At 63.5% G+C, this 17115-nt stretch carries 16 protein-coding genes; 4 read left to right on the top strand and 12 right to left on the bottom strand.

Going from position 1 to position 17115, the window contains the following annotated elements; translation table 11 throughout:
• Window positions 1-130: 130 nt before the first annotated feature.
• A complete protein-coding gene (locus IT775_RS11430) occupies window positions 131-1201 on the bottom strand; it encodes a DUF2855 family protein (protein ID WP_218958596.1) in 1071 nt (356 codons plus the stop codon).
• 99 nt (window positions 1202-1300) lie between these two features.
• Complete coding sequence (locus IT775_RS11425; RefSeq protein ID WP_212701248.1) at window positions 1301-2749, bottom strand: LysM peptidoglycan-binding domain-containing protein; 1449 nt, start codon at window positions 2747-2749, stop codon at window positions 1301-1303.
• Between the two features lie 100 nt (window positions 2750-2849).
• On the opposite strand from IT775_RS11425, the gene IT775_RS11420 reads away from it, so the two are divergent.
• Window positions 2850-3401, top strand: a complete 552-nt coding sequence (locus IT775_RS11420; protein WP_212701247.1) for an LOG family protein — start codon at window positions 2850-2852, stop codon at window positions 3399-3401.
• A 5-nt stretch (window positions 3402-3406) separates the two neighbouring features.
• On the opposite strand, the gene IT775_RS11415 is transcribed toward IT775_RS11420, so the two are convergent.
• The 8 genes from IT775_RS11415 to IT775_RS11380 all read right to left on the bottom strand — a co-directional run bounded on the left by IT775_RS11415 (window position 3407) and on the right by IT775_RS11380 (window position 12961).
• Entirely contained in the window at window positions 3407-3862 is a 456-nt protein-coding gene (locus IT775_RS11415) for a baeRF12 domain-containing protein (protein ID WP_212701246.1), read from the bottom strand.
• 124 nt (window positions 3863-3986) lie between these two features.
• Window positions 3987-6182 carry a PAS domain-containing hybrid sensor histidine kinase/response regulator gene (locus IT775_RS11410; protein WP_212701245.1) on the bottom strand — a complete coding sequence of 732 codons (2196 nt, stop codon included), beginning with the start codon at window positions 6180-6182 and terminating at the stop codon, window positions 3987-3989.
• Window positions 6183-6365: 183 nt separating this feature from the next.
• Complete coding sequence (locus tag IT775_RS11405; protein ID WP_212701244.1) at window positions 6366-6965, bottom strand: superoxide dismutase; 600 nt, start codon at window positions 6963-6965, stop codon at window positions 6366-6368.
• 260 nt (window positions 6966-7225) lie between these two features.
• Window positions 7226-7603: a hypothetical protein gene (locus tag IT775_RS11400; protein ID WP_212701243.1), complete on the bottom strand. Its 378-nt coding sequence runs from the start codon at window positions 7601-7603 to the stop codon at window positions 7226-7228.
• An 83-nt stretch (window positions 7604-7686) separates the two neighbouring features.
• Window positions 7687-8259 carry a sarcosine oxidase subunit gamma gene (locus tag IT775_RS11395; protein WP_212701242.1) on the bottom strand — a complete coding sequence of 191 codons (573 nt, stop codon included), beginning with the start codon at window positions 8257-8259 and terminating at the stop codon, window positions 7687-7689.
• Window positions 8252-11263 carry a sarcosine oxidase subunit alpha family protein gene (locus IT775_RS11390; protein ID WP_212701241.1) on the bottom strand — a complete coding sequence of 1004 codons (3012 nt, stop codon included), beginning with the start codon at window positions 11261-11263 and terminating at the stop codon, window positions 8252-8254. Before IT775_RS11390 ends, IT775_RS11395 begins: the two co-directional genes overlap by 8 nt.
• A gap of 62 nt (window positions 11264-11325) precedes the next feature.
• On the bottom strand, window positions 11326-11655 hold the full coding sequence (locus IT775_RS11385) for a sarcosine oxidase subunit delta (protein ID WP_212701240.1): 330 nt from the start codon (window positions 11653-11655) through the stop codon (window positions 11326-11328).
• 61 nt (window positions 11656-11716) lie between these two features.
• On the bottom strand, window positions 11717-12961 hold the full coding sequence (locus IT775_RS11380) for a sarcosine oxidase subunit beta family protein (protein WP_212701239.1): 1245 nt from the start codon (window positions 12959-12961) through the stop codon (window positions 11717-11719).
• A 188-nt stretch (window positions 12962-13149) separates the two neighbouring features.
• Here IT775_RS11380 and ccmI point away from each other — a divergent pair, with 188 nt between their 5' ends.
• The 3 genes from ccmI to IT775_RS11365 are packed head-to-tail and all read left to right on the top strand — an operon-like array spanning window position 13150 to window position 15082.
• Window positions 13150-14379 carry a c-type cytochrome biogenesis protein CcmI gene (gene ccmI / locus IT775_RS11375; protein ID WP_212701238.1) on the top strand — a complete coding sequence of 410 codons (1230 nt, stop codon included), beginning with the start codon at window positions 13150-13152 and terminating at the stop codon, window positions 14377-14379.
• A complete protein-coding gene (gene ruvX, locus IT775_RS11370) occupies window positions 14376-14852 on the top strand; it encodes a Holliday junction resolvase RuvX (protein ID WP_212701237.1) in 477 nt (158 codons plus the stop codon). The genes ccmI and ruvX overlap by 4 nt, the downstream gene beginning before the upstream one ends.
• Window positions 14849-15082, top strand: coding sequence for a DUF1289 domain-containing protein (locus tag IT775_RS11365; RefSeq protein ID WP_212701236.1), 234 nt, complete (start codon window positions 14849-14851; stop codon window positions 15080-15082). Before ruvX ends, IT775_RS11365 begins: the two co-directional genes overlap by 4 nt.
• Before the next feature lie 64 nt (window positions 15083-15146).
• Here the strand turns inward: IT775_RS11365 and IT775_RS11360 are convergent, their stop codons facing one another.
• On the bottom strand, window positions 15147-15971 hold the full coding sequence (locus tag IT775_RS11360) for a sulfite exporter TauE/SafE family protein (protein WP_212701235.1): 825 nt from the start codon (window positions 15969-15971) through the stop codon (window positions 15147-15149).
• 73 nt (window positions 15972-16044) lie between these two features.
• Window positions 16045-17064 carry a tRNA dihydrouridine(20/20a) synthase DusA gene (gene dusA / locus IT775_RS11355; RefSeq protein ID WP_212701234.1) on the bottom strand — a complete coding sequence of 340 codons (1020 nt, stop codon included), beginning with the start codon at window positions 17062-17064 and terminating at the stop codon, window positions 16045-16047.
• Between the last annotated feature and the right edge of the window lie 51 nt (window positions 17065-17115).

The raw sequence follows: 17115 nt of genomic DNA, 5'->3' as shown, positions 1-17115 counted from the left end.
CTTTTTCGCATCGGAAGCCTAGAGATAGGACGCTCGCGGAAGGATTGCCAGCGCGAAAGCCCGGTCGAAACCGGCAACAGGCAAGTCGCGCGGATCAGGGGCAGGATGATACCTCCGATCCGTCTGCCTCCTACAGCCGGATCACATGGCCCTCGCGCGGGTTGGACCGGCCTCGCGCGATGTCACGGTAAACTCCGACCGCGGCCTCCAGCCCTTCATGCACCACGACATCGAGCCATTCGCCCGCATCCGCGGAGATGCGCTTCCAGCCTGCGGTAATCTGCGCCTCGATCACGCCCGGCCCCCAGTCTTCGCGCCGCTTGCGCACCTGTTCGGGGGCGAAGAAGAATTGCGGTTTCGGCCCCGGAAGGTCGGGGGCCGGCGGGGCGAACTGATCCCAATGGCTGGTTCCGACGGCGGCGCTGTGGCGCAGGTGCTCCTCCAGGCGGGTGTGCAGCCGTTTCTTGACCGCCGCGTTTCCCGCCATGTCGACATAGACCGACGGCACCTGCGCCAGCGTATCTATCTCCTCGTAGCTCAGCACCTGATCGCAGGCGCCGGTCGCCTCGACGAAATCGCGGTTGCGCTGCCCAGTCAGCCCGACGATCCGGTAAGGCCGGCTGTCCGGTTCGGCGAGGAATTTGCACAGGCCCAACCCGGTCTTCGACGAGGCGCTGCCGACGATGATCTGTTCCGCGCCGAACCAGTCGTTATCCATGAGCCAGTCGAACAGCAGGTAGGATGTCGCCAGCAGGGGCTGAAGCAGGGCGCGCTTGTAATCCTCCTCGGCCGAGCCGCCGCGCACGGTGACGTAGGTGTTGTAGACCAGCGGCAGGTCGGCGCGATGGGAACTGGTATCGACATAGACGGCCGCGGTGCTTTGCTCGGGCGCGATGATCAGTTCCTCCGCCATCGGGTAGAAGCCGTAAAGCCGCGCCCCTTCGGGCACCGCTTCGCACCGGCTTTCGCTGACCCGCGCGACGCCCCAGACCGGCACGATCCCCTTGCCGTCGACCCCGCTGGAAAAGAACTTCCAATAGCCGATTACAAAGCCGGTGGCGGCATAGGTGACGTTATTGGTGGTGATGGCGAAACTTTCCAGCTTCAGCCGCACCTGCCCGTCCTGCAAATCCGCCGCCGCCGCCTCGGTCAGTTCCGCTTCGGTGATCTTGGCCTGATCGACCAGCACTTGATTGATCATATCGGTGTTTCCTCCCTGTCCCTGGAAACACGTTACCCCTGCCGGCGGCGTCGCCGGCAGGGGTAAAATTCGTAACGTTCCGTCGTTTTCGCGCGCCGCTCAGTCGCGGGGGATTTCGAACACCTGGCCGGGATAAATCAGGTCCGGGTTGCGGATCAGGTCGCGGTTGGCCTCGAACAGCCGGACATAGAGGATCCCTTCGCCATATTGTTCGCGGGCGATGGCCCAGAGCGTGTTGCCCGGCTGGATCGTCACCACGCGGATCGGCGCGGCTGCCCCGCCCTGATCGGTGTCGGCCTGTGCCTGCGCGGCTTCGGCGGCAACGATGTTTTCCGGAGCTTCGCGCTTGAACGGGGTTTCGATGCGCGAAGTGACCTTGCCCGCCGCATCGACCTGATCGATCCGCAGGGTGTAGATGCCCGGCGCCACGTCGGTCAGCCGGGTCGTCCACTGCCCGGTCTCGGCGATCACTACGGTCGCCCGTACGGTGTTGTCCAGATAGGCGCGAATCGTCGCCCCGCCTGCCCCACGCCCGGTCAGTTCGACCGCGCCGCCGTCGCTGTAGCTGATCGCGTCCAGAACCAGCGCGGATGATGCCGTTGCGGACTGCGCCGGCTGGATGACGCTGACCCCGGCCTTGCCTGCCAGCAGCACCGCTGGCGCGGCAGGTTCGGCAGGTTCGGCAGGTTCGGCAGGCGTTTCCACCTGCTCGGCGGCGACGGTGGCCTCGCCGGGTGCGGCTGTCGTTTCGGCGGTTTCGGCGCTTCCTTCCGCCTCCCCGGCGCTCTGCGCAGGTTGCGCGGCATCTTCGGTGGTGACCGCCGTCGCGGTCGCGGCCGTATCTTCGGCCCTGCCCTCCGGCGTTTCCGCCGGCTCGGGATCGGCTGCGGCAATCTGCGTTTCCTTCGCGGCTTTGGTGGCAACCCGCGCCACCGGCGCGACGATCACCTGATCTTCCGAGGCGATGCGCGCCTCACCGGCGTGCAGCAGCAGCGACAAAAGGCGCGGGGTTTCGGACGGGTCGAGCGTCAGGAAGGTTGCGAACTTGCCATCCGGCCCCGGCTCGGCGCGGGCTACCGCGACCCGATCCAGTAGGATGTCCACCGCATCGCCACCCGCAGCCACTCCCGCGATCAGCGTGTTGCCATCGGGTTCGACCCGCACCACGTCGAATGTGGGCGGCGCAGGTTGATCCAGGGGCGCGGTGTCGTCCCCTGCCGTCTTGGTTGCCGGTTCGCCAGCGGTGACGGTGGCGGGGACGGCGGCCTCCTCGGCGGGCACCGCTTCCGGCTCGGCAGTGACGGTTGGTTCCGGTTCAACGGCGGCGTCGGCCTCCGGCGACGGCTCGGCGACCTCTGCCGGGCGTTCCAACTCACCGCTGGCGGGCGCTTCCGGCACCGGTTCCGATGCGACTTTCTCCGGCTCCACGACCGGTTCCCCAGTATCGAAAACTCCCAATCCATACGCTGCCACCAATGCCGCCACAATGATGCCCGCAGCGCCCAAGATCAGGGTCTGGCTGCTGGCCAGTCCGGAATTCTTCGTCATCTTTTCCCTTTCAATCCGCCCATATCCCCATTGGCGGTTGAGCGACCATAGCAACAAGGTTATCAGGGGTCAAAAGCATGTTTGTCCGAGGAAAATCAAGATGATTAGCAGGTCAGTCTGTGTCTTTTGCGGGTCTCGCCCGGGCAATGACCCCGCCTATGGCGCCGAAGCCGAAGCGGTGGGCAGGATGCTGGCCGAAAATGGCTGGCGGCTGGTCTACGGGGCCGGCGATGTCGGGTTGATGGGCACGGTTGCGCGCGCGGCGCAGGCGGCAGGCGGCGAAACCTTCGGCGTGATCCCGACCCACCTGATGAAGGCCGAGGTGGGCAAGACCGACCTGTCGACCTTCGTGGTCACAGAAAACATGCACGAACGCAAGAAGGTCATGTTCATGAACAGCGACGCCATCGTGGTGCTGCCCGGCGGCGCCGGGTCGCTGGACGAATTCTTCGAAGTGCTGACATGGCGCCAATTGCACCTGCACCAGAAACCGATTTTCCTGCTCAATACCGCGGGTTTCTGGAACCCGCTACTGGCCCTTGTCGATCACGTGGTCGATCAGGGCTTCGCCGATGCCTCGCTGCGCGAACTGATCCGGCCCAAGGACACCACGGCAGAGCTTAACGCGGCGCTAAGCACCGCGCTCAGCTAAGCCGGTCAGAGATCGGCCAGTTCGGCCATCACCAGATCCGCGATCTTCGGCAGCGGGTGGTTGGTCAGGTCCTTGGCCAGTTCGGCCCGCAGCACGGATCGCACCGGCGGATCGATCGCCGCGCGCAGATCGCCCAGGCTGTTGGGCGGTGCCACGATCACCAGATCGGAAATCCCGCCCGCTTGCGCCCACTTGTTCAACAGCGACGCGACACCGTTTGCGAAATCGCCCTTGGCCAGCTCATGCCAGTCGGTCGGCTCCACCGCAGAACGCCCCGCCCCGCCCGGGCCATCACGCCGTCCGGGTTCGTCCGATCCCTGGTCCGTGGTCGAGGGATTATCTATTTCGTCAACCCGCATCACCCGCAGGTCAGGGTCAACCGTGTCGCTGACATTCTGGACAAACAGCGCCTTGGCCCCATCGGCAATGACGATCCAAAGCCCTTTCGGCATCTTGATCATGAGCGATCTCCTTTCGCAATCAGGGCTTCAGAAGACGACAAAATCGCGCGGGCAAACATGACACGGGTCAAAGTGTGAAAAAATATTCACGTCAATTGCGACCGGGGTGACGGCGCAAATCGTTTCAGGCGGCCTTGCGCCCGACCCATTGCCCAAGGCAGTCGCGCAATTCGTCCAGCCGGGCGGGCTTGGTCAGGAATGCGTTCATTCCGGCCGAAAGACAGCGGTCGGCCTCGCCCTTCAGCGCGTTGGCCGAAATCCCCACGATCGGAATCGGGGCGATCCCCTTGGCGCTTTCGGCGCGACGGATATGGCGCACCATTTCCAACCCGTCCATCACCGGCATCTGGCAATCGGTAACGATCATGTCGAAAGCGCCTTCGCGCCACATCCGCAATCCTTCTTCGCCATTCTGCGCCGCCTCGGCGCCATAGCCCAGCAGCGCCAGTTGCCTCATCAGAACGTCCAGGTTGATCCGGTTGTCCTCAACCAACAGGATGCTGCCGTGCGATGTCGGGGTGTTCTGCGGTTCCGGTTCGACCCCGGACGCGTCATCGTCGCCCAGCAACGCCGCCAATGCCATCGTCAACCGGGATGGCAGCAGCGGCGCATAGCGTATCAGGTAGGTATGGGCGGCATGCCGCCCCAACCGCATCGCCGGATCGTCCGTCAGTCCAAGGAATTTAGCCTCGTGCGCGATTTCCAGCATCTTGTCGATGATGCAGCGGCCGTTCGCGGGTGCGCCAAGCGTCAACAGCACCAAGGGCTTCTTGTCCTGACCCGCCACCCATTTCAGCGCTCTTTCATCGCTGTCGAAGAACCGGATCTGCTGGCCCCAGTCATTGGCGAAGCGCATCAGTTGCTTTCGGCAGTTCCGATCTTCGACGCGCACCACCAGCGTATGATCCACCAGCGCCGACAGAGAGGTTTCAAGATCATCCTCGTCCGCCTCTTCCGCCTTAAGCGGCAGCGTGACGACAAACCGCGACCCGCAGTTCAGTTCGCTTGCGACCGTGATCTGCCCACCCATCATCTTGACCAGATCCTGGCTGATCGCCAGCCCAAGCCCGGTGCCGCTGATCATGCGGGAATCGACTTCGTGGGCCTGATAAAATGGTTGGAACAGCCGGTCCTGGATATTCTGAGCGATCCCGATGCCGTTATCGGCCACCTCGAACACGATCTCGCCGTTGCGTCCGGGCCGGACCGCCAATTCGACCAGCGGTGCGGGTTCGTCCTTCTTCTGCGCGGTGAATTTCACCGCATTGCTGGCCAGGTTCAAAAGCACCTGCCGCAACCGCCCCGCATCGGTGGCGACATGGCGCGGTATCGCACCGTCGATGTCCAGTTCCAGCCTGACACCGCTTTGCTGCGCGGTGGGCGCGACGGTTTCCACCACGTTTTCGACCACGTTCCAAAGGTCGGTCCGCTGCGTGCTCAGGGTCATCTTGCCGGCCTCGATCTTGGAAAAGTCGAGAATGTCGTCGATGATGCCCAACAAGGAACTTGATGAATTCTGGATGGTCTGCAGCATCTGCTGCTGGTTTTCGTCAAGCCGGGTCCGTTTCATCAGGTCGACCATGCCGATGACACCGTTCATCGGGGTGCGGATTTCGTGGCTCATGTTGGCCAGAAAGGCCGACTTGGCGCGGTTCTGGGCCTCGGCCTGTTCTTTCTGCTGGCGCAAGGCAAGGCGGGCGGAAATATCCAGAATGGTGCCCACGGTGCGCACCGGCCGACCGTTTTCATAGACGATGAATACGCGGTTCAGCACCCGAACCCAATGCCCGTCCTTGTGGCGCATGTCCACTTCCACTTCGTCGATCTCGGCCTGCGCGGCGAACTTCGCCTTCATGATTTTCCGCACCCTGGTGTTGTCCTCCGGGCGCAGCAGGTTCGAACTGGTGTGGATATTCGGTTCGAGTTCATCGACTTCGTAGCCCAGAATATTGGCCCATTTGGGAGAGTAGAACACATGCCCCGTGATCATGTTCCAGTCCCAAAGCCCGTCGCTGGCGCCTTTCAGGGCGAGGTTGAACCGCTCTTCGCTTTCCTGCAGGCCCCGGAAGGATTCGTCCTTTTCGGCAAGGCGCAGGTCGAACTGTTGCTTGATTTCGCGCAACAAGATGGTGGTCAGGCTCATCATGTTGCCAAGACCAAGCCCGACGACAAAAGGAACCAGCGCCTTCTGCGGGGTGATGCTGGTCGGGTGCATGCTGTAGGAAATGAACACGAGCGTGACCCCGCCGATCAATGCGGTAAGCAGCAGCAGCGGCCAGGACCTGGCATAGATTTTCCTGATTTCCGGTAAATAGCTCATATTTAAAGTTTTTGACCCTGAAAGAATTCAATCGCTATTTCTGCGGCTTTCTTCCCATCCGAAAAGTTGGCGCAAAGCCGGCACTTCCCATAACGGCAGCAAAGGTCCGTTTTGTATAAAAAAATCCCCCTCCCGCACTCGGCGGGAAGGGGATCTGTCCGGATGATCCGGGTCTGCGTGGCGTTACAGGCGCGACGCGACGTTTTCCCAGTTGACCAGTTTGTCGAGGAAGTTGGTCAGATAGGCCGGACGCTTGTTGCGGAAATCGATGTAGTAGGAATGTTCCCACACGTCGCAGCCCAGCAGCGCTGTCTGGCCGAAGCACAGCGGGTTGACGCCGTTTTCGGTCTTGGTGACTTTCAGGCCGCCATCGGTATCCTTGACCAGCCAGGCCCAGCCCGAACCGAACTGTCCGGCGCCCGCGGCGGCGAATTCTTCCTTGAACTTGTCGACCGAGCCGAAGCTCTCGACCAGCGCCTTTTCCAGTTCACCCGGCATCGCGTTGCCGCCCGGGCCCATCATTTCCCAGAACTGGTTGTGGTTCCACAGCTGGCTGATGTTGTTGAAGATACCATTCTGGGCGACAGCGTTCGCGTCATAGGTGCCGGTGATGATGTCTTCCAGCGACTTGCCTTCCCACTCGGTGCCGGCGATCAGCTTGTTGCCGTTATCGACATAGGCCTTGTGGTGCAGGTCGTGGTGGTATTCCAGCGTTTCCTTGGACATGCCCAGATCGGTGAGGGCATCGTGCGCATAGGGAAGATCGGGAAGTTCGAAAGCCATGGGAAAATCCTTTTCGGTTCGAGCGTTTGTTTCCTGCGGAAAATGGTAGGGTTTGGGCGGGAAGGTCAAGCCCTGTCGCCAATATTCTTCGGCCGGTTCCGCCGATATCTGTGCGGGTATCACAATAGGGCGGGTTTTGTCAGCAGTAGGGTTTGCACGGTTCGCCGACAACGCGACCGCATCGCGCCCCGACACCCCTTATTTCTTCTGCAGCCGGCAGACGCCTTCGCCACGCGTGTTGTTGGCATAACCAGGCACGTTTACCGAAAGAACCAGTTGTTGGTCTTGCGCAATATGATTGCTTTGTAACCAACAGGACCGATGCTACCTGATGGTTCCACCGCCTCAAGCCCTTTAACCTCCCAACGAATTGTATAGCGCTTTGGCGCCACCTCCACCTTTGTAATCAGCGGGCTGTCCTGAACCGACATGATGACCCCGTCGAGAACCGCCGCAACCTTGTCCTTCTCATTGATCCCGAAGATGATATCCTTGCCCATCCAACCGTCCTTAGACGGTTTTGTAATGTCGCATTCGTAAACAGAAGAAACAGCGGATTGGACCGAAAGAATAAGCGCCGCAGCGGTTGCAATAGGACGAAGCATCTCAAACACCTTAAGTTGATATTTACCGATCAATATCAACCCTCAGTATCTTCTGCAAGCCGTTTGAGTGGTTGGTAAAGCGCCCATTTCCGCCTCGGGTGGTTCCGAGGTCAGGATCAGCCGAAAATCCCGACCTCGCCGCCATCTTCCGCCGAAACGCACAGAAGTCCGTAGACATATTCCGCCACCGACCGGAAACAGATCACCCGCGCCGTGGTGGTGTCTTCGAACCAGAAGGCACCAGCCACCTGCGCAAGTCGCGTGCGGCGGAAGTCTCCCGGACCGAACGCATCGGGCGACAGGTCCACCGGCGCCAGCTTGGCCAGCACTTCGCGCAGTGCCCCGGGCGCGCCGGTCAGGCTAAAGGTCGCGCGGGCGTCCGACAGGTTCTGCACCAGCACGTGCTCCCCGGCCAGCGCTTCGTTCAGTTGCGCGACGACATCGCCCGTATCCTCGTAGGGCGCCAGGATCAGCAATTCGTCGGGTGACATCCAGGCCACGGCCTTGTCACCTTCCGAACTGATCTTGCGCACTGCCGGGATCGCCAGCCCGGTCGCCACCTTCACCGCCTTGGCCAGCTTGGCCGAGGCCAGGTCGCCACGCAGCGCGATCATGCCCTGCAGGCCCGCATCCTCGACCGTGACGGTCCCGTGGAACGCGGCGCCGTTCAATGCGCTGAGCTCAGACATTCTGCTTCTCCCCGTCCTTGTCGTAGAAGACCGGATCGCAGATCCGCGCCTTGTAGGTCTTGCCGTCGGTGCCCGGGAAATCGATCACCTCGCCCATCCTGTCGGGGCCGTTCAGCACCAGCCCCATCGCGATCCCCTTGCCCAGGGTCGGCGAATGGTAGGTCGAGGTCACCCGCCCCTGCGTGTTGCGCTGCCCGTTGGCATTGGTGCCCTCGGCCACCGCGTAGGCCCCGTCGGGCAGCACGCTGCCGTCGATCGTTTCCAGCCCGACCAGTTTCCAGCGCTTCGGATCGGTCATGTGCGACCGCGCCTGCGCCCGCTTGCCCAAGTAATCTTCCTTCTTCTTGGAAATCGCCCAAGTAAGGCCGAGGTCCTGCGGGATCACCGTGCCGTCGGTTTCGTCGCCGATCATGATGAAGCCCTTTTCGGCCCGCATCACGTGCAGCGCCTCGGTGCCGTAGGGCATGATGCCGAACTCGGCCCCTGCTTCGGCGATCTTGTCCCACAGCGCCCGGCCGTTGCTGGCGGGCACGGCGATTTCGTAGCTGAGTTCCCCCGAGAAGGAGATGCGGTAAACCCGAACGCCGATCCCGGCCAATTCGCCGTCCTGCCACTGCATGAAGGGCAGCGTGTCCTTCGACACGTCCATGCCGCCCAGTTTTTCCAGCAGTTTGCGGGCATTGGGGCCCACCACGGCGATCTGGGCGTATTGCTCGGTCACGTTGGCGGTATAGACCTTCCAGTCCCACCATTCGGTCTGCAGCCATTCCTCCATGTGGCCATGGATGCGATCGGCGCCGCCAGTGGTGGTGTGGCACAGGAAGGTATCCTCGTCGATCCGCGCCACCACGCCGTCGTCGATCAGGAAGCCGTTTTCGCTGCACATCAGCCCGTAACGGCATTTGCCCGGCTTCAGCGTGCTCATCATGTTGGTGTAGAGCATGTCGAGGAATTTACCAGCATCCGGCCCCTTGACGATGATCTTGCCCAGCGTCGAGGCATCCAGCATACCCACCGACTTGCGCGTCTGGTTGATTTCGCGCGCCACGGCATCGGCGTGGCTTTCGCCCTGACGCGGGTAGCAATAGGGCCGCCGCCAGTGACCGACCGGTTCCCAATGCGCGCCGTGCTCTTCATGCCAGCCATGCATCGGGGTCTTGCGCAGCGGCTGGAAGATCTCGCCGCGCGCCTCGCCCGCAATGGCGCCCATCGAAATCGGCGTATAGGGAGGGCGGAAAGTGGTGGTGCCCACCTGCGGGATATCGGCGTTGAGCGACCGCGCCAGCGTCGCCAGCCCGTTGATGTTGGAAAGCTTGCCCTGATCGGTCGCCATGCCCAGCGTGGTGTAACGCTTGGTATGTTCGACACTTTCATAACCTTCCTGCGCCGCCAGCATCACGTCGGAGACCTTCACGTCGTTTTGGAAATCAAGCCACGCCTTCATACGCAGCTTCGGCCCTGCCCCCTGCGGCATCAGCCAGACGGGTTCGATCGGGGCTTCCTCGCGCGCCTGCGCCTCCGGTGCTGCCGCGCTTTTCGGGGTGAACCCGGCCGCTTTCGCAGCCGAGGCACCCGCGGCCTGGGCGTCGGCCAGAATGTTTTGCAAATGCAGCAGGCCATTTGCGCTGCCCGCTGCGACGACGAAGCCTTGCCCGTCGGCCCCGGTCGGGGCTTTGTCCACATCCGGGCGGAACATTGACCTTACGTCATCCCAGATCAGCTTGCCGCCGCAATGCGACCACAGATGCACGACCGGCGACCAGCCGCCCGACATCGCCACCGCGTCACAGGGGATTTCCTCGATCACCGCGCCTTCGCCCGCCTGCGAACAGATGGCGACACCGGTGACGCGCTTGCTGCCCTGCACCTTGGCGATGCCCTTGCCGGTCTCGACCCGGATGCCAAGCGCCTTGGCCTCCTCGGCCAGCTCCCCGCCGGCCGAGGCCCGCGCATCGATCACCGCCGGCACTTCCAGCCCGAGGTTTTTCAGTGTGATTGCAGTACGATAGGCATCGTCGTTGTTGGTCACCACAACGGTACGGTCGCCCACCGACACGCCGTAATCGACGGCATAGTCTCGGATAGCCGAGGCCAACATGACGCCGGGCACGTCGTTGCCCGCGAAACTGAGCGGGCGTTCGATCGCACCGGTCGCCGTCACCACCTGTTTGGCGCGGACCCGCCACAGACGGTGGCGGGGGCCGGATGCCTCGGGCGCGTGGTCCGTCAGCCGCTCATAGCCCAGCACGTAACCGTGGTCGTAAACCCCCGATGCCATGCAGCGCAGGCGCAGCGTGACGTTCGGCATGGTTTCCAGCTCGGAAACCAATTCCTCCACGAACTTATCCACAGGCTGGCCGTCGATCACGCCGCCGTCCACCGGCGCGCGCCCGCCCCAATGGGCGGTCTGCTCCAGCAGCAGCACCTTAGCACCCGATTGCGCCGCCGCCTTGGCCGCCTGCAATCCGGCGACCCCGCCGCCAACGACGACCACGTCCATGAAGGCATAGAAATGTTCGTAGCGGTCGGCGTCGCGGTCCTTCGGCACCTTGCCCAGGCCCGCCGATTGCCGGACGATGGGTTCGAACACCGATTTCCACGCCGCCCGCGGCGCCATGAAGGTCTTGTAATAAAAACCCGCCGGGAAGAACCGCGCGAGCTTGTTATTCACCGCGCCGATGTCGAATTCCAGGCTGGGCCAGTGGTTTTGCGAGGTGGCCGACAGCCCGTCGAACAGTTCGGTCGTGGTGGCGCGCTGGTTCGGTTCGAAACGCGCGCCGGAGCCGAGACCGACCAGTGCATTGGGTTCCTCCGCCCCGCTGGCGATGACGCCACGCGGGCGGTGGTATTTGAACGACCGGCCCATCATCATCTGACCATTGGCCAGCAGCGCCGAGGCGAGCGTATCGCCCTCGTAGCCGATCATCTGCTTGCCGTTGAAGCTGAAACGGATTTGCTTGTCGGTGTTGAGAAGGCGGGCCTTCGTGGCCAGACGGGTGCTCATCTGTCAGACCTCCTTGGCCGTGGTGAGTGTTGGAATTCGGGTATCGTTGCCGAGATGAAGGATCATTGGATATCCCTCCATGACCAGCCGGGGCGCTTGGCGGTGATCGCGTCCCTGATGTCCTGCGGCGGTTCAAGCACCTGCGCGGAATAGGTGCCGAACACCTCCAGCGTGGCGGTGCAGCGGGCGGCGTGGAACCACTTGCCGCAGCCGTTCACGTGGCGCCAGCGTTCGAAATGCACCCCCTTGGGGTTTTCGCGGCCGAACAGGTAGGACTCGAAATCGGCGTCGGAGGAACCGGGGCCGAAACGTTTCAGATGCGCCTCGCCGCCTGCGTGCAGTTCGGTTTCCTCGGCATCGACGCCGCAATAGGGGCAATGAAGGATCAGCATTTTGGCATCTCCCTGACAGGGCTAAAGGGGGCGGTCGGGCGGTGCGGTGTCGAGTACAACATCAGTGCGCCACCCCCGCTGCTACGCTTTCGTCGATGAAACGGCCTTCGGCGAAGCGGTTCAGGCCAAATTCCTCCGCCAGCGGCGAATGCCCCTTGGCCATCAGTTCCGCCATCGCCCAGCCCGAACCGGGGATCGACTTGAATCCGCCGGTGCCCCAGCCGCAATTGACGAACACACCCTCGACCGGCGTTTTCGACAGGATCGGGGAACGGTCGCCGGTCATATCGACGATGCCGCCCCATTGCCGCAGCATCTTCAGCCGTGAAATCATCGGGAAGGTTTCCACCAGCGCCCGCACGGTTTCCTCGACATGGTGGAACGATCCGCGTTGGGTGTAGTTGTTGAATCCGTCGGTGCCGCCGCCGATCACCATTTCGCCCTTGTCGGACTGGCTCATGTAGCCGTGCACCGTGTTGGCCATGACCACCACATCCATGCAGGGCTTGATCGGCTCTGACACCAGCGCCTGCAGCGCCAGCGATTCAATCGGCAGCCGGAACCCGGCCATGTCGGCCAGAACGCCGGAATGGCCCGCCACCACCAGCCCCAGCTTGTCGCAATCGATCGCGCCCTTGGTTGTATCGACGCCGACGACCTTACCGCCTTCGCGGCGGACGCCCGTCACTTCGCATTTCTGGATGATATCCATGCCCATGTCGGAACAGGCGCGGGCATAGCCCCAGGCCACCGCATCGTGGCGCGCGGTGCCGCCGCGTTCCTGCCACAGCCCGCCCAGAACCGGGTAGCGCGGGCCGGAAATGTTGATGATCGGCACCAGTTCCTTGACCCGCTGCGGCCCGATGAACTCGGTCTTCACCCCCTGCAGCGCGTTGGCATGCGCGGTGCGCTGGTAGCCGCGGACCTCGTGTTCGGTCTGGGCCAGCATGATCACGCCGCGGGGGCTGAACATGACGTTGTAGTTCAGGTCCTGGCTCATCGTTTCATAGAGCGAGCGCGCCTTTTCATAGATCGCGGCGGAAGTATCCTGCAGGTAGTTCGAGCGGATGATGGTGGTGTTGCGTCCGGTGTTGCCGCCGCCCAGCCAACCCTTTTCCAGCACCGCCACGTTGGTGATGCCGAAGTTTTTACCGAGGTAATAGGCAGTGGCCAAACCATGCCCGCCAGCGCCGACGATGATCACGTCGTATTTTTTCTTCGGTTCCGGCGAAGCCCAGGCACGTTCCCATCCGGAGTGGTAACGGGCGGCTTCCCGGGCGATGGCGAAGGCGGAATAGCGTCTCATGTGCGTGTCTCTTGCCCCGAATCCGGTGGTGTTTCTGTCCCCTACTTTACTGAACCCGCAGCGCGCCGCGGCCCCGTTTCTATGCGTCACAATTGCGCTCGGTTGCGACATGCAGTGCCATTGCGGCAGTTTACCCTTTTTCCAAACGCCCGGCGCATATACATGTTTGACGAAATGAAGGAGGCTTCATGCTGTTTTGGATCATCACCGCCGCGATCGCCCTGGTCGTTTCCGGAATTCTCGCGCTGGCGCTGCTGCGCGGTCGCCCAGGGGACGAACCGCCCGCAGCCTATGACCTGCGGGTCTATCGCGACCAGCTGAAGGAAGTGGACCGCGACCTCGCCCGCGGCGTGATCGGGGCCGAGGATGCCGAACGCACCCGGGCCGAGATTTCCCGCCGCATCCTGGCTGCCGACGCGCAACTGCAAAAGGGCGGTGACACCGGCGGTCAGCCGCAGGGGCTGGGCCGGGTTCTGGCCGCGGCGGCGGTTCTGGGCCTGATCGGCGGGTCGCTTCTGCTTTACCGGCAACTGGGCGTGCCGGGCTATGGCGATCTGGGCCTGAATAGCCGGATCGAGATGGCCGAAGAAACCCGCAACTCGCGCCCCAGCCAGGCGGAAGCGGAAACCACCATGCCCGCCCGCTCCCCGGCGAACGAACCGACGGCGGAATTCCTGAAGCTGATGGAACAGTTGCGCGAGGCGGTTCAAAACCGGCCCGACGACCTGCAGGGGCATAAGCTGCTGGCCCGCAACGAAGCGGTGGTGGGCAACTTCAAGGCCGCTTACGAAGCACAGGCGCGGGTGATCTCCATCCTTGGCGAGGAGGCGGAAGCCTCCGACTATGCCGATCTGGCCGACCTGATGATCCTTGGTGTTGGCGGCTATGTCTCGCCCGAGGCCGAGGCGGCGCTGCGGCAGGCGCTGCAACGCGACCCGCGCAACGGCGTGGCACGGTATTACATGGGGCTGATGTTCGCGCAGGTGGGCCGTCCCGACGCGGCGTTCCGAATCTGGAACCAGCTGTTGCGCGAGGGCCCTGCCAACGCGCCCTGGATACCGCCGATCCGCGGCCAGATCACCGAACTGGCCCAGTTGGCCGGGGTCAAGTTCACCATGCCGTCCACCGGCGCGCCGCTCAAGGGCCCCTCGGCCGCCGATATGGCCGCCGCCGGCGACATGAGCGCGGAAGACCGCCAGGACATGATCCGCAACATGGTCGCCGGGCTGGCCGAACGGCTGGGAACCGAAGGCGGTTCGCCGGAAGAATGGTCCCGCCTGATCGGCGCCTATGGCGTCCTGGGCGAGGTCAACAAGGCCCGGGAAATCTGGATCGAAGCGCAGCAGGTTTTCGCCGGCAAACCCGATGCGTTGGCCACGGTCCGCGCCGGCGCCGAGCGCGCGGGGCTGCTGCAATGATCTGTGACGACGTCGAGGATCTGGCCGCCGCCCTGCCCGCGCATTCCCCGCTGATCGGGCTCGATCTGGGCGACAAGACCATCGGCGTGGCGATATCGGACGTGCTGCAGGGCGTGGCCAGCCCGGTGGAAACCATCCGGCGCAAGAAGTTCGGGCTGGATGCCGAACGCCTGCTGCAGATCGTGGCGGATCGTCAGGTTGGCGGAATCATTCTGGGCCTGCCGCGCAACATGGATGGGTCCGAAGGACCGCGCTGCCAATCGACCCGCGCCTTCGCCCGCAACCTCAGCCGGTTGACCGATCTGCCGATCGGGTTCTGGGATGAACGGTTGTCCACCGTCGCTGCCGAACGGGCGCTGATCGAGGCCGATACCTCGCGCGCCAAGCGGGCCGAGAAGATCGACAACGTGGCGGCGTCCTTCATCCTGCAGGGTTTCCTTGACCGGCTGCGCAATCTGAGGGCCCCGGGATGAGCGACGTGTGGAAACGCGACGAGGTGCAAAGCCCCTGCGTCAACATCTGCGTCATCCACCCGCAGGAACGAATCTGCACCGGCTGTTACCGCAGCATCGAGGAAATCACCCGCTGGTCGAAGATGTCCGCGGAGGAACGGCGCGCCATCATGGACGCGTTGCCGGAACGCGCGCCGCAACTGAAGAAACGCCGCGGCGGCCGCGCCGCACGGATCGGGCGCGGCGACTGAGAACCGGGCCACGCCCGCCGGTTCACCGGCAGGCGGTGGCCCTCGTTTCTATCGGTGCAGGTACTTACAGCCCCAACGCCTTGCGCAGCATGTTCAGCGCCACCAGCGTCAGGAATACCGCGAAGACGCGCTTGAGCGGCTTGGGGTCCATCGAATGGGCCAGCTTCACGCCCAGAGGCGCGGTCAGCAGGGTCATCGCGATCACCACCCCGAAAGCGACGAGGTTCACCGCGCCGAAGGTCAGCGGCGGGCGATAGGCCGGATCGATCGGCAGGAACAGGAACCCGATCACCGAGGGCACGGCGATGATCACGCCGAATCCCGCGGCTGTCGCGACCGCACGGTGAATGGGGGTGTTGAACAGGCTCATCAGCGGCACGCCGAAACTGCCGCCGCCGATCCCCATCAGCACCGACAGGAAGCCGACGAAGGGCGAAGTGATCACACGGCCCACCCCTTTCGGCATCGACTGCCCCAGCCGCCATTCCGACCGGCCAAAGCCCATATAGGCACCGATCACCAAGGCCAGCACCCCGAAGATGCCCTGCAGCGTGGCCGAACGCAGCGACGAAACCGTCAGCATCCCGATGACGGCCCCGATGGCGATCCCGGGCGCCCAGCCCTTCAGGATGTCCCAATCGACCGCCCCCTTGCGGTTGTGGCTCAGCACCGAACGGACCGAGGTCACGATGATCGTGGCCAGCGAGGTAGCAAGGCACATCTGCATCAATTGCGGCCCGTCATAGCCCAGCGTCTGGAACGCGTAGAAGAACGCCGGGACAAGAACGATGCCGCCACCGACCCCCAGCAATCCGGCCAGCACCCCGGCCACGGCGCCGATCACCAACAGCAGCGCGAGCATCATTAACAACAGCGACATATCAGCCATGTCTCTTCCCTTCCCTTGCGTCACGGCTCTTAGACACCGCTTTCGCCGCGGCCTCAACGCAAAATATGGCGGATCAGGCCGCCTGACGGATGTGTGAAAGCGCTTCCAGCACCAGATCGGGGCCCGCGCCGTCCTTATGCGCGCCCTCCGACAGGATGCGCCGCCATTGCCGCGCGCCGGGACGGCCCGCGAACAGGCCCAGCATGTGGCGCGTCACCTGGCCCAGCTTGCCACCCGCGCTCAGATGCGTCTCGATATAGGGCAGCATCTGATGCACCGCCTGAACCGGGTCGCTGACTTGGCCGGTGCCAAAAATCTCGGGATCGGCGGCACAGAGGATATCGGCGGGCTGGTGATAGGCCGCGCGCCCGATCATCACCCCGTCGAGGCCCGCCTGCAGGAAGTCCTTGGCCTGTACCAACGAGGCGATGCCGCCATTGACCGACATGTGCAGCTGCGGGAACGCCTGTTTCATCCGCAGCACCAGGTCGTAATCCAGCGGCGGGATATCGCGGTTTTCCTTCGGGCTCAGCCCCTGCAGCCAGGCCTTGCGGGCATGGATCGCGAAGCGTTCGCACCCCGCCGCGCTGACCTTTTCGATGAAATCCGGCAGCACCGTTTCGGGTTCCTGATCGTCCACCCCGATGCGGCATTTCACCGTGACCTCGACCGAAACCGCATCCTGCATCGCCCTGACACAATCCGCGGCCAGATCGGGGGATTTCATCAGGACCGCCCCGAAGGTGCCCGACTGGACCCGGTCCGACGGGCAGCCGACATTGAGGTTGATTTCGTCATACCCGGCGTCCTGCCCCAGCTTGGCGGCCTTGGCCAGTTCCACCGGGTCCGACCCGCCGAGCTGCAGCGCGACGGGATGTTCCGCCGGGTCGAAATCCAGCAGGTGCAGCGCGCCGCCCCGCACCAGCGCGGGCGAGGTCACCATTTCGGTGTAAAGCAGCGTTTCCCGGCTCAGCAGCCGGTGCAGGTAGCGGCAATGCCGATCGGTCCAGTCCATCATGGGCGCGACGGACAGGCGGGCCGCCCGGCGGACGTCCGGTTTTGCTTGTTCGGCTGACGCGGCACTTTCGGTCATGGTTCCCGTTTTCCCAGTTTTCGGGGTCGTTTGCCCGCGTTTTGGGCTCGG

It is taken from the genome of Thalassovita aquimarina (assembly GCF_018219815.1).
Lineage (GTDB): Bacteria > Pseudomonadota > Alphaproteobacteria > Rhodobacterales > Rhodobacteraceae > Thalassobius > Thalassobius aquimarinus.
Note: the sequence above shows the minus strand (reverse complement) of the source record. Positions and strands in the feature narration are given on the sequence as shown.